13 protein-coding genes and 1 pseudogene are annotated in these 11,350 nt (G+C 35.3%); 13 read left to right on the forward strand and 1 reads right to left on the reverse strand.

Annotated elements, in window-relative coordinates; all coding sequences use genetic code 11:
• Positions 1-37 precede the first annotated feature (37 nt).
• The 3 genes from IV73_RS00515 to IV73_RS00525 all read left to right on the forward strand — a co-directional run bounded on the left by IV73_RS00515 (position 38) and on the right by IV73_RS00525 (position 1,724).
• On the forward strand, positions 38-913 hold the full coding sequence (locus tag IV73_RS00515) for an aldose 1-epimerase family protein (RefSeq protein ID WP_057753330.1): 876 nt from the start codon (positions 38-40) through the stop codon (positions 911-913).
• 337 nt (positions 914-1,250) lie between these two features.
• A complete protein-coding gene (locus tag IV73_RS00520; RefSeq protein ID WP_057753332.1) occupies positions 1,251-1,457 on the forward strand; it encodes a CsbD family protein in 207 nt (68 codons plus the stop codon).
• 24 nt (positions 1,458-1,481) lie between these two features.
• Entirely contained in the window at positions 1,482-1,724 is a 243-nt protein-coding gene (locus tag IV73_RS00525) for a GlsB/YeaQ/YmgE family stress response membrane protein (protein WP_057753334.1), read from the forward strand.
• 605 nt (positions 1,725-2,329) lie between these two features.
• On the opposite strand, the gene IV73_RS06810 is transcribed toward IV73_RS00525, so the two are convergent.
• Positions 2,330-2,524 carry an IS3 family transposase gene (locus IV73_RS06810; protein ID WP_083485513.1) on the reverse strand — a complete coding sequence of 65 codons (195 nt, stop codon included), beginning with the start codon at positions 2,522-2,524 and terminating at the stop codon, positions 2,330-2,332.
• 869 nt (positions 2,525-3,393) lie between these two features.
• Between IV73_RS06810 and IV73_RS00530 the strand changes: the two genes are divergently transcribed.
• The 10 genes and pseudogenes from IV73_RS00530 (at position 3,394) to IV73_RS00580 (ending at position 11,028) form a co-directional block, all read left to right on the forward strand.
• Positions 3,394-3,648 carry a CsbD family protein gene (locus tag IV73_RS00530; RefSeq protein WP_057753902.1) on the forward strand — a complete coding sequence of 85 codons (255 nt, stop codon included), beginning with the start codon at positions 3,394-3,396 and terminating at the stop codon, positions 3,646-3,648.
• A gap of 17 nt (positions 3,649-3,665) precedes the next feature.
• Positions 3,666-3,911: a GlsB/YeaQ/YmgE family stress response membrane protein gene (locus IV73_RS00535; protein WP_057753336.1), complete on the forward strand. Its 246-nt coding sequence runs from the start codon at positions 3,666-3,668 to the stop codon at positions 3,909-3,911.
• A 155-nt stretch (positions 3,912-4,066) separates the two neighbouring features.
• Positions 4,067-5,220, forward strand: a pseudogene (locus IV73_RS06815) (phage portal protein).
• Positions 5,220-5,414, forward strand: a complete 195-nt coding sequence (locus IV73_RS00550; RefSeq protein WP_057753342.1) for a hypothetical protein — start codon at positions 5,220-5,222, stop codon at positions 5,412-5,414. The pseudogene IV73_RS06815 and the gene IV73_RS00550 overlap by 1 nt, the downstream one beginning before the upstream one ends.
• A gap of 87 nt (positions 5,415-5,501) precedes the next feature.
• On the forward strand, positions 5,502-5,687 hold the full coding sequence (locus IV73_RS00555; RefSeq protein WP_236697712.1) for a hypothetical protein: 186 nt from the start codon (positions 5,502-5,504) through the stop codon (positions 5,685-5,687).
• 126 nt (positions 5,688-5,813) lie between these two features.
• On the forward strand, positions 5,814-6,233 hold the full coding sequence (locus tag IV73_RS00560; RefSeq protein ID WP_057753346.1) for a phage scaffolding protein: 420 nt from the start codon (positions 5,814-5,816) through the stop codon (positions 6,231-6,233).
• 706 nt (positions 6,234-6,939) lie between these two features.
• Positions 6,940-7,764: a bifunctional DNA-formamidopyrimidine glycosylase/DNA-(apurinic or apyrimidinic site) lyase gene (mutM, locus tag IV73_RS00565; protein WP_057753348.1), complete on the forward strand. Its 825-nt coding sequence runs from the start codon at positions 6,940-6,942 to the stop codon at positions 7,762-7,764.
• 12 nt (positions 7,765-7,776) lie between these two features.
• Positions 7,777-8,379 carry a dephospho-CoA kinase gene (gene coaE, locus IV73_RS00570; RefSeq protein WP_057753350.1) on the forward strand — a complete coding sequence of 201 codons (603 nt, stop codon included), beginning with the start codon at positions 7,777-7,779 and terminating at the stop codon, positions 8,377-8,379.
• Between the two features lie 16 nt (positions 8,380-8,395).
• On the forward strand, positions 8,396-9,739 hold the full coding sequence (locus IV73_RS00575) for a DnaD domain protein (protein WP_057753351.1): 1,344 nt from the start codon (positions 8,396-8,398) through the stop codon (positions 9,737-9,739).
• A gap of 20 nt (positions 9,740-9,759) precedes the next feature.
• Entirely contained in the window at positions 9,760-11,028 is a 1,269-nt protein-coding gene (locus IV73_RS00580) for a peptidoglycan bridge formation glycyltransferase FemA/FemB family protein (RefSeq protein WP_057753353.1), read from the forward strand.
• Positions 11,029-11,350 lie beyond the last annotated feature (322 nt).

An 11,350-nucleotide genomic window follows, 5' to 3' on the forward strand; every position in this document is an offset into this window, starting at 1 on the left:
TACTATATACATCATACAGATTATTAAGGAGAAATAAATGATCAAGTTGGAAAATGATTTGTTGACTGTGGAGGTAAACGAGTTAGGTGCCGAATTAAGTAGTCTCCAATTAAATACCACCGCGAAAGAATATTTGTGGCAAGCTGATGCTAAAATTTGGGGACGTCATGCACCAAACCTTTTTCCAATTGTGGGACGTTTACATGATAATGAATATCAATATCAAGGTCATAAATATCATATGAATCAGCATGGTTTTGCGCGTGATATGCCTTTTAAAGTCATTGAGCAAACAATTGAAATGGTCAAATTTCAATTGACTAACACTGCTGAAACTAAGGAAAAATATCCTTTTGACTTTCGGTTTGAGGTGACTTACCGTTTGGTAGATGACCAGTTGAATGTAACATATCATGTGGTTAATCCCGCAGATGAAACTTTGATTTTTGGGGTGGGAGGTCACCCAGGCTTTAACTTACCAATGGATAATCAACATCATTTTGAAGATTATCAGTTAGAGTTTAATCCGCAAAAAACTTTTAATCGAAAAATTTTGGCTGGCCCATTTGTTGATTTTCAACAAGATACTACCTTTGATGGTCGGCAAACTTTACCAGTTCGGTGGGAAGATTACCAAAATGACGCGATTATTTTGGATTTGCAACAGACACCGTTTGAAATTAAGCTTCATGATGAGCAAAACCAACATGGAGTGACGCTAACGATTGATAATGCTAAATATGTTGGTATTTGGACGAAAGCGGATGTTGAGGCGCCTTTCTTATGTATTGAACCTTGGTGGGGGATTGCTGATAGCACCGACGCAACTGGTGATTTAGCGGATAAGTTTGGGATGAATCATTTGGCTGCTCATGATAGTATGACTGGAAACTACAGTATTAAAATTTTCTAGCGTCAGTTTATTTATTGTTGGATACTTGAATTTGGCATTAAAATAAGATAATTAAATTTTAGATTTACCTTTTATTAATAATTTTTTGAAATCAATAGTAAAGTATGTAACACCTTTTTTATCATCAATTAAGAGTTTTCTGGTGCCTTTTGTTACTATTTTGATACTAAATTAATAAACATTGATTTTCTAATTTAGTATATTTAAAAGGATAAAATGTTTTTTATTATAAAAAAATAACATTTACGTCTATATTCTTATTGTGTTATAATATAAATGTAAACACGAAGCTGCGATGAATTAAAATTCATTGGTACACATATAGGAGGAATCTATTATGGCTTTAGATGACAAGTTAGATGGAATGAAGGATCAAGCAGTCGGTAAGACTAAGGAAGTCTCAGGTAAAGTTACTGGTGACAAACAAACCGAAGCTGAGGGCAAAGCCGAAGGATTGATGGGCAAAGCTAAAGAAAAGTTTGGTGATGTCAAAGATGCAGCTTCTGATATGGCCGAAGGCGTAAAAGAGAAGCTTAAAGAATAGTTTACAATTGAGGAGGTAAAAATTATGGGATGGATTTGGACACTTATTGTAGGAGCAATTATTGGAGCAATCGGTGGTGCGATTACTAAAACATCAATGGGATGGATTGCCAATATCTTAGCTGGATTGGTTGGTTCGTGGCTTGGTGAAACATTATTAGGTTCATGGGGGCCACATATGGCCGGAATGGCATTATTCCCATCAATTATTGGGGCTGTTGTCGTCGTAATCATTGTTACATGGTTATTTGGACGCAATAAAGGTTAATCTATTCAAATTCAATTAAATTTGTAGAGGCAACTAAGAAGTTAGTTGCCTTTTTTGTATGAAAAAATGAATACGATTAAGCCTCGGTGCTTCCAATAAGTGAAGGTAGTACTTATTGATGATATTTTGTCATAAAATGTTATTTGTCAATACATTGAAATTGTTATAATATAAACATATTTGATGAAAGGTGAAGTATGATAAAAAGCTAAAATATATTGATTCTTATCAAATATATAATTTAGGTAATTAACTGTTTTTTGTATAAAGTCATATTGTAGATAATTAATGATAACGTTTGGTTTAAACATATTTATGAATATGGATTGGTTGATGATAGTAACATACGTACTGACATTTGTATGGAGCCTTTGGCATTACAAAATGAATGGGCATCAGTTATATATTTGGTTGATGGTTATTTCTTTAATTACTGTAATTTTAGTTGCGCTGAGTATTAGTGGAGTATTATCTTAAATAATAAACATATGCATAATATATTGAGATGGGACGAAAATAACATTGAATAAACTAAAAGCCTACTAACTATACGGTGTAGCCAAAAAGTTCAAGTAAAATATTTTTATTGATTAAGCGGCCATTTGTCAGTATTCTCCCGGTGAATGGTCATTTAATTTCACTGGAATTCTTGTGTTGTGGTAGTACAATATCCAGCTGTTGATTACATCAATTAACTCTTTTGTCGAAGAATATTTGGTTAAAGGATCGATTTCAACCTTCAGCTGATTAAAGAAACTTTGCATAACCGCATTATCTAGAGCAGTCGCACATCGTGACATGCTTTGAATAATGCGGTTTTTCGTTAACGTCTTAATTCATTTTCTGTGACGATATTGCTATCCTTGATTAGTGTACATGGTTGTTCGATACGAAATTTTTGATAGTTGATCTACAAGCTGATTAAGCGGTTGGAAAGTAAAAGTGAAATTCGGATGTGACTAATTGAATGAGATAGAGGCTCGTTATTGTACATGTCGAGAATGGGTTCTAAATATACTTTTCTTCAGTGGTTGGAACCTTGAAATCTGTAACATCACTGAATAGTTTGTGTAATGGTCAATCAGTCTTGAAACACTGATAAAGATATTGATTATTTGATTATTGAATTCTAATAACTCTTATCTTAATAGTTACGTTATTTTATTGAACAATAAGTAGTAAAGCAATTGGATTATAGTATTCAGGTTTTTTAAAGGAGATGTCAAAATGACAATAAACAGTTATGAGACATACAGGTTTTTTTAGTGATTATTTCTATTCACAATTTGGTAACCATAAATGAGCTTTTTTAAATTTTAAATTTACAGATTATTTCAAAATTAACGTGAACGATTGTTGCGGAAATTCTCGGAATATCTGTTAAGACTTCAAATATTGAATAATAAGGAATTTCTTAGATAAGGATATTTACAAAGGTAGCAATCATTTGATTGATGCTTTTTTAATTTTAAAATCAGTTATTCAATAATTTGAATCATGAAAGTTGCAAAAAATGCAACGTCTAACAACAGTTAGGCGTTTTTTATTTACAACAATTATTATAAAATAATTGCAATGGTAGCGTTTTCATAATTGTGTTATAATTTAAATATAAATCTAGGTGCCATGAATGAAAATTCATTATACAACTACTAGGAGGTAATCTATGATGGCTTTAGATAACAAGTTAGATGGAATGAAGGATCAAGCGACTGGTAAAGTTAAAGAAGTAGCTGGTAAGGTTACTGGCGACTCTAAAACTGAAGCTGAAGGAATGGCTAAAGGGTTGATGGGTAAAGCAGAAGAACAGTTTGAGACTGCTAAAGAAGAAGCAGCAAAAATGCCGGTGATGACAACAATCATCTTAACCGTTGTTGTTGCTGCAATTACTACTATTGTTTTTGGACATCATAAAACAGACTAGCGAATAAGGGGGATAATATGGGATTGATTTGGACATTAATTATTGGGGCGCTTATTGGAACAGTTGGTGGTGCTATTACTAATACTTCCATGGGATGGATTGCTAATATTTTAGCAGGATTAGTTGGCTCATGGTTAGGGGAAATGTTGTTAGGGACATGGGGACCACATCTTGCAGGTATGGCGCTTATCCCTTCAATGATTGGAGCGGTAATCGTTGTTATATTAGTTTCATGGCTAGTGGGACGTATTAAAAATAATTAAATTAACATTTAGATAACGTCTGACTAATTATAGTTAGGCGTTTTTTGTGGGAGAAGAACATGTTATTTAATATTATATTCATGTTAGGTTTGACAGCGATGGGACTGCTTCTGTTTGGAGCGGTTCTATTTTTGTTTTACATGGTTGTGATGTTAATGGGTAGGAGCGGTTCTATTTTTGTTTTACATGGTTGTGATGTTAATGGGAATGATGATACAAAAAATAAACAGTTAGTTGAATTATTACCCGATAAATTTGAAGCAATCATTAAAGAATTAGTCAAGGACGCAGCATTAGCTGGCAGTGCTTGGCTTTTTGTTTGGCATGATTCAAATACTGGAGAGATTAAATTCGCGCCCGTACCGCCAAACCAAATTGTCCCAGTGTACAAAGATAGCCTTACGCACGAGTTGCTAGGGGTTAGGCGTACTTATTCTGGTATCAACGCTGAAGGTAAGGAAACTATCTTTGAAGAGTTTTGGACAGATACTGAAGGGCAGTTTTATCAATATCCAGCTAGTCAAACTTACGAATCAATGCAGCTTAACAGCAATCAACAAATGGTTGATGTAATTACAGGTATGCCTGATGGAGAGCCTAGTAATGTATTGAAGCATGATTTTGGGATTGTTCCATTTATTGAGTTTAGAAACAATGCTGACGGAACACCAGACTTGGACCAGTATAAAGGATTGATAGTTACGATTTAATCTACAACGGCTTTATTAATGATGTTCAAGATATTCAACAAGTTATCTTGGTTCTAACCAACTATGGTGGAGCTAATCTTGATGAGTTTATGAATGATTTACGAAATTATAAAGCTATTAAGATGGAAGATGACGTAGCTAAATCGTACGCCGTGACTGAATGGGGTGTTAATTATCCGGTTATGGAAATCAATTACAATAACAAACGATTTGAGCGTAAAAATCTACATCGGAAGGCAATTGAGGGAGAAATCGATGCGGGTTGGTTAATGAACGTGCCTAAGAACCAGGCCTTGAATTATATGCCGACTCATGAAATGGGCCATATGTTGCATAATGTTTTGTATGAGAAACATAATCCTGATTTACCAAAAACCAAGGCAAGTCGCGATGATTGGATTGATGGTCTGGTTGATAAGGTTTATAATGAAGCTAGAAATCAAAGCGGGTTAAATAATAGTGATTTGGACAAACACTTTATTTCAAAATATGCCAAAAGTAACCGTCGTGAACTATTTGCTGAACTATATGCGAGACTTAAACTAGGAGACAAGAACGCCTTAACTGAGGCATTTGAGAAAGTTATGAGGGATTTATAATGGGAATGGGAATGCCGGAATTTATGAAAAACGAAGAGTGGTACACTGAAACTAAAGTGGACCCTTTTGGTGATCCAATTAATAACCCAGGACATAATAACTACATTTGGGCTTTAACAGATAAGGCTCCAGACTCAGTTAAAAAAGATTTCGAAGAATTTGTTCAGGCTATGAACAGTGACAAAGATTACTAAAACAATATTTCGTTAAGGCAACTACATGATTGTAGCTGTTTTAAAGTTAGGAAATAATAATTCATGGGTTAAAGTATTGAGGAATTTATGATGGCACTAACCAGACCGTATTTTTTAGAAAATAAAGATTGGTATATTAAAATTGATACATTTCCTAATAAAAATGAGTACGGAAATTATGTTGATTATCAATTAACTGATAATGCGCCACAAAAAGCCATTGATAGTTACAATGAATTTATGCCTCTGTGGCGTAGCGATAAAGATTACTAAAACAATATTCTTCAAGGCAACTACTTTGTGTAGCTGTCTTTATTTTGACCTGAACATGTCGTAAAAAGGTTCTTTTTTCATACCAAAATCTCGCCTAGTCAGCGTAAATGACTGTAGGGGGACGTTATGAAACATGATTTTTTGGAGAGTTTAGGCGTTAATGATGATGCTATTGACCAAATTATGAAAGCAAACGGCGAAGACATTGAGACGGACAAGTCGAATGTTCAATCAGACTATGGGGCTGTAGTTACCGAACGATATGGCTTGCAAGAACAACTAATGAGTCAAGATAAAGACTTGAAAGAATTAAAAAAGCAAGCTGGCGATAATGAAGAGCTAAGTAGTAAGTATGCAGAGCTTCAACAAAAGTACGATAGCGACACTAAGTCACTGTCTGAAGCATTGTCGCAAACAAAGCTGAACAGCGCTGTATCAGAGGTGCTAGCGGGTACAAAGGCTCTTGATGTTAATGATATTAAGGCTTTGTTGGACATGGATAAAGTTAATTTGCGTTCTGGTGGAACTGTTGGCAGATATTTGTGAACGCTATGGATTGCCGATTGATCGAAGTGCAATTAAGCTACACCGAGAAATTACAGCGACTGCTTGACCTGGCGGACTAGATATTGATAAATTGATTCAGTATGCTCGATAGGCTGCAGGAGACACTGGAACAGACAACGTTGAAGATTCAGATGCCATTAAGAAGTTTAAGCAAGATGGTGGAGCGTTTACCTTATTCAAGCCATTTAAATTTGATAAGGTCATTTTTGCATACGAAATGTGGCAAGGGATTAGCTATTAAATGTCCGATGGGGGCGATGATACTAAGTTAAACTGAATTCCTTTAGCCTTGGTTAGTCGAGTTGATGGTGGTGATAATGTGAACATCGGTCCCGGAGCCATGGTTAAGCGCGATGATTGATATAACTACGGAACTATAGACCAATATGATGCCGCAAGTAATGGTGTGTTCATCGTTTGAAATAATGCATATGGGGGGCCTGGTTCGATGCATTCGCTGTAATGAATCATTAAAATAGAATATACTAAAAGCCTACTGACTAGATAGTTAGTAGGCTTTTTTGTTTGTGATGATAATTGATGATATTTTGGTATAATGGATAAATGATGCCTTGTAAAGTTTTTTAAAATTGAACGATTAAAAATATATGAAACAGAAAAAGTTAGTACCCGAGTTAGTGGACAATCATAAAACTGTTTCTGTATCAGCGGTTAGGAGGGTTATATGCCAGAGCTACCAGAAGTAGAGACAGTACGTCGAGGATTAACAAATTTAGTAGTTGGTAAAACGATTCAGAGTGTAGAAGTTCGTTGGGAAAAAATTCCGGGGATGTCTTCAGAAGAATTTGATGCTGAATTAGCTGAACGTAAAATTGAACGAGTTGATCGACGGGGAAAATATTTATTATTTCGGTTAAGTGGAGATAAGACTTTAGTATCTCATTTACGTATGGAGGGGGCTTATTATACTGTGCCTGCGGGTACTGCACCAGGCAAGCATGATTTAATTACTTTCCATTTGAGTGATAATGTTGATCTTTTTTATCGTGACACGCGGAAATTCGGCCGAATGAACTTGGTTGATACTGATAAAACGATGACGGTGGCTGGTTTAGCAAAAATTGGGCCAGAGCCAACGGAAAAAACTTTAACCTTGGAATATATGCAAAAAGAATTTCAACGTAAAGGAGCTATTAAGCCTTTCTTATTAGATCAGAGTCATATTGCGGGGTTAGGGAATATTTATGTTGATGAAACTTTATGGATGGCGAAAATACATCCATTGCAACCAGCTAATACTATTCCGCTAGAACAGATGAAAATTTTAAGACGTGCGATTATTGATGAATTAAAAGTGGCGACAGAACATCATGGCACCACGGTGCACTCATTTACGAATGCTTTTGGTGAAGCTGGTGGATTCCAAAATGAATTGAAAGTATATGGACGAGTAGGTGAGCCTTGTTATCGCTGTGGGACGATTTTAGAAAAGATCAAAGTTGCACAACGAGGAACGACGTTTTGTCCGCATTGCCAAGTATTACATTAGGGGATAAAAGTGATGCTAAAGATTGGAATAACAGGTGGAATCGCAACGGGTAAATCCACGATCGCACATAAATTGCGGACGCTAGGTTATGTTGTTTTAGACTCTGATCAAGTTAGTCATGACTTAACTGCGCCAGGCGGACAAGCTTTACCTGAAATTGTGCGGCAATTTGGTTTTGATATGGTGGACGAACAACACGGTTTGAATCGAGCTAAGTTAGGGGCATTAGTATTTAATGATCAAACTAAATTGGAACAATTAAACCAAATTATGCATCCATTAATCAATCAAGCTTTAACAAAACAATTATCAGCATTAGACCAAAGTGGACAACGATTAGTTTTTGTCGAAATTCCTTTGCTTTTTGAAACAGATAACTTTATTAAGATGGACCAGGTTTTAATGGTGACAGTTGAAAATAAGCAAACGCAACTAGAACGTTTGATGAAACGCAATCATTTATCTAAAACAGAAGCAGAGCAACGTATAGCAGCACAGATGCCACTTGAAATAAAAGAGGCATGCTCGGATTATGTTTTAACCAATGATAAAGATGAATATGTTAATGAACAGTTGGATCATGTTCTAATGAAAATTCGTGATAGCTTGGCCTAAAAGGAGGTGAGGTGCAGTGAGCTTTAATGTGAATAATAAATTTTCCGTGGAGGGAGCACAACAACTTTCAACTTCAGAGTTGCAAACGTTGAGTAATTTGTACTTGCCATTAATTAGTGGGGATGCATTAACTTTGTATTTGGCTTTAATGCACTTACCACGTATTAATCATAATAAAATTGTGCATACAGTTTTATTAGACCAAATTGGAATTACTGGACCAAATTTTGTTCGAGCTCGTGAGAAACTAGAAGGATTTGGATTGTTGAGTACATTTGAGCAAGTTCTGACTTTGGAATCACAGTGGGTATATGAAATGCATGCTCCGATTAAAAGTGATGAATTTTTATCAGATAAATTGTTGGTGAAAGTTTTGATTAACCAGGTTGGCGAGTCACAGTTTCATTGGTTAAAAGATAATTTATTGGAGCAGCGACCTGCAATCGAAGGTAAAAATATTACTAAAGGCTTCTTTGACATTATTCATGAAGATAATTTTGATCATATTCCAGAGTTGACCCCCCCGCGGGCATTTCAAACTTCTCCTTTAAAAACAGCGGAGGTTAAAAATCAACCTAGCCTGGATTTAGAATTAATGCAATCATTATTAGTAAGCTTTAATATTAGCAAACAAGATTTACAGGCTATTAGTTCAGATTTAATGTTGTGGAAACGCTTGTACGGACTAGATGAATTGAAACTAGTACAGTTGATTCAAAAAAACATTGGCGTCAATCATCAGATTAATGTCAAAGTGATTGATCAACAATTGAGAAATGATTTTCAAAATCAACAAAGCCAATCAGTGGCCGCTGAAAGCAAGTTAAAAGTTGAAAATAATGTATCAAAAAACAAAACTGATCAAAAAGCGCCAACTAGTGCTGTGGAACAGTTGTTTAAGCAAGCTAAATCTTTGCAGCCGTTAGAATTCTTAGCTGATATCCGGAATCAAACAGGGGGAATTATTTCTAGCAGTGAGCGTAATAGTATTGAACAATTAATTAAATACAATCGTTTGCCAGATGAAGTAATTAATATGGAAATTTATGCCTTGAGTGTTCTTGAAAAAAGGACAACTTTGCCACGGGCAGTGCTGGAGAGCACGTATTCAGATTGGTCGCAGGCGAAGTTAAAAACAGTACAAGATGTCGTGGCCTATTTGCAAAAACGGGAACGCAATCTGAAGAACAAGCAACAAACTAAAAAATCGACAACGTATCAGAAGCGTCCAGTTGAGACGCAACCTGATTGGAAAAATCAACATGTCACTCAAGTTTCAGATCAAGAGCAGGAAGATTTGAAGCGGACTTTGAGCCAAATGGATGCGAAACGGAAAGAAAAAGAAAAGAATAATAGCTAAAGTGGAGGCTGAATAATTTAATGAAATTTGTTAATTTAAAAGATCGATTAGATGAATTTGATGCTATGGTGATGCAACATCCCCAAGGTGGTTTTGCTCAATCAACCCAACAACTGGAAGTTTTACGCCGGCGTGAAATTGACACTGAAGTCGTTGGAATCGTTGATGATAACGATGTTGTGATTGGTGGTGGGGAAGCCACTTATCAACAAACTCGGTTTGGTAAAGGAATTAATTTTGATCGTGGACCGCTGTTAGATTTTAATGATCAAGAACAACTGTCAACGTTTATAAATGGTTTAAAACAATTTGCTAAAGATCGGCATTTAATGTATGTTAAAATGTCGCCCAATTTGGTTTATCAGAAATATGATAATGATGGAAATGGTATGAGTCAGCCAGATCAGGCGATGATTAATACAATTAGTTCATATGGACTTAAACACCTCCCATTTAAACATGGTTTAGTTAATTCGGCGCTAGAAGGTAAGTTAAAAGATGAAGTTTCTTGGCAGTATGTAAAAGAGTTTGGCGATAGTGGTTATGATGAGGTTAAGAAGACTTTTTCTAAAAATATCAGTTATTATTTGAAAAAGAATAAACAATTTGGCGTAAAGCTTCGCCAGCTACCATATGAAGAATTGAATAAGTTTTATGATTTGACTTACGAGACTGGGGAACGACTTGGCTTTGGAACGAAGACTTTAGATTATTATCAAGCTAGTTATGATAGTTATGGTGATAGGGTGATGTTTTTAGTCGCTGAATTAACTTTTTCGGATTACATTGCAGAAGAACAGGACAAGATTGCCGAATTAGATAAAAAGTTGGTAAAAATTCAAGGTAAAATCGAGAAATATCCAAATAATCCAAAGTTTGAGCGTCAATATAATGAATTTAATGATCAAAAGAAGTCCCACATGAAGCGGGTTGATCGTGCATCAAAGTTAGCTTCTGAAGCCGATGATGATACGGTGATTATTGCAGGTGGGATGTTTATTAAGATGCCACAAGAAATGTTGTACTTGTATTCGGGAACTTATGAAAAATACATGGAGTTCTATGGCCCTTATCAGATTCAAGATGCGGTCATTCAAGATGCAATTGCTTCAGGCATTAAGCGTTACAATATGTTTGGAATCGATGGATCATTTGATGGTAGTGATGGGGTCTTTGAATTCAAAAAAGACTTTAATGGGTACGCGGAACAAATGATTGGTACATTTGAAATGCCTATTCAAGGTATGAAACTAAAGTTATATCATGCTTTGAAAAAATTACGTGGTTAATGTAGATAGAAGATGAATTAAAAAATGTCGTCGGTGAGGCGACATTTTTTAGTTATTAATAAAGTATTTAGCGTATGTTTTTTATTGAGAGATATTTATTTAAAAAATACTGTAGCTTGTCACGTTAATGAATAGGACTAGAGACGGTGCTGTATCAATGATTGAATTGGCTGTAAGAAAGTCATGGTTAGTTGCTACAACATAAAAACAAACGACATACAAATGCTTTTATGAAGCCGTTTGTTAGTCGTTTATTTTATCTACATATGCCGTTGACAGGCAGAGGCATACGATTGAAACGTTGATATTACTAGCTTTTAAA

The organism is Weissella kandleri, assembly GCF_001438705.1.
Classification (GTDB): Bacteria; Bacillota; Bacilli; order Lactobacillales; family Lactobacillaceae; genus Weissella; species Weissella kandleri.

Coding starts and splice junctions, on each gene's coding strand:
- IV73_RS00560 (WP_057753346.1), top strand. CDS start 5,814: ATGAAACATGATTTTTTGGAGAGTTTAGGCGTTAATGATGATGCTATT.
- coaE (WP_057753350.1), top strand. CDS start 7,777: ATGCTAAAGATTGGAATAACAGGTGGAATCGCAACGGGTAAATCCACG.
- IV73_RS00515 (WP_057753330.1), top strand. CDS start 38: ATGATCAAGTTGGAAAATGATTTGTTGACTGTGGAGGTAAACGAGTTA.
- IV73_RS00520 (WP_057753332.1), top strand. CDS start 1,251: ATGGCTTTAGATGACAAGTTAGATGGAATGAAGGATCAAGCAGTCGGT.
- IV73_RS00530 (WP_057753902.1), top strand. CDS start 3,394: ATGGCTTTAGATAACAAGTTAGATGGAATGAAGGATCAAGCGACTGGT.
- IV73_RS00580 (WP_057753353.1), top strand. CDS start 9,760: ATGAAATTTGTTAATTTAAAAGATCGATTAGATGAATTTGATGCTATG.
- mutM (WP_057753348.1), top strand. CDS start 6,940: ATGCCAGAGCTACCAGAAGTAGAGACAGTACGTCGAGGATTAACAAAT.
- IV73_RS00535 (WP_057753336.1), top strand. CDS start 3,666: ATGGGATTGATTTGGACATTAATTATTGGGGCGCTTATTGGAACAGTT.
- IV73_RS00525 (WP_057753334.1), top strand. CDS start 1,482: ATGGGATGGATTTGGACACTTATTGTAGGAGCAATTATTGGAGCAATC.
- IV73_RS00550 (WP_057753342.1), top strand. CDS start 5,220: ATGGGAATGGGAATGCCGGAATTTATGAAAAACGAAGAGTGGTACACT.
- IV73_RS00555 (WP_236697712.1), top strand. CDS start 5,502: ATGATGGCACTAACCAGACCGTATTTTTTAGAAAATAAAGATTGGTAT.
- IV73_RS06810 (WP_083485513.1), bottom strand. CDS start 2,524: ATGTCACGATGTGCGACTGCTCTAGATAATGCGGTTATGCAAAGTTTC.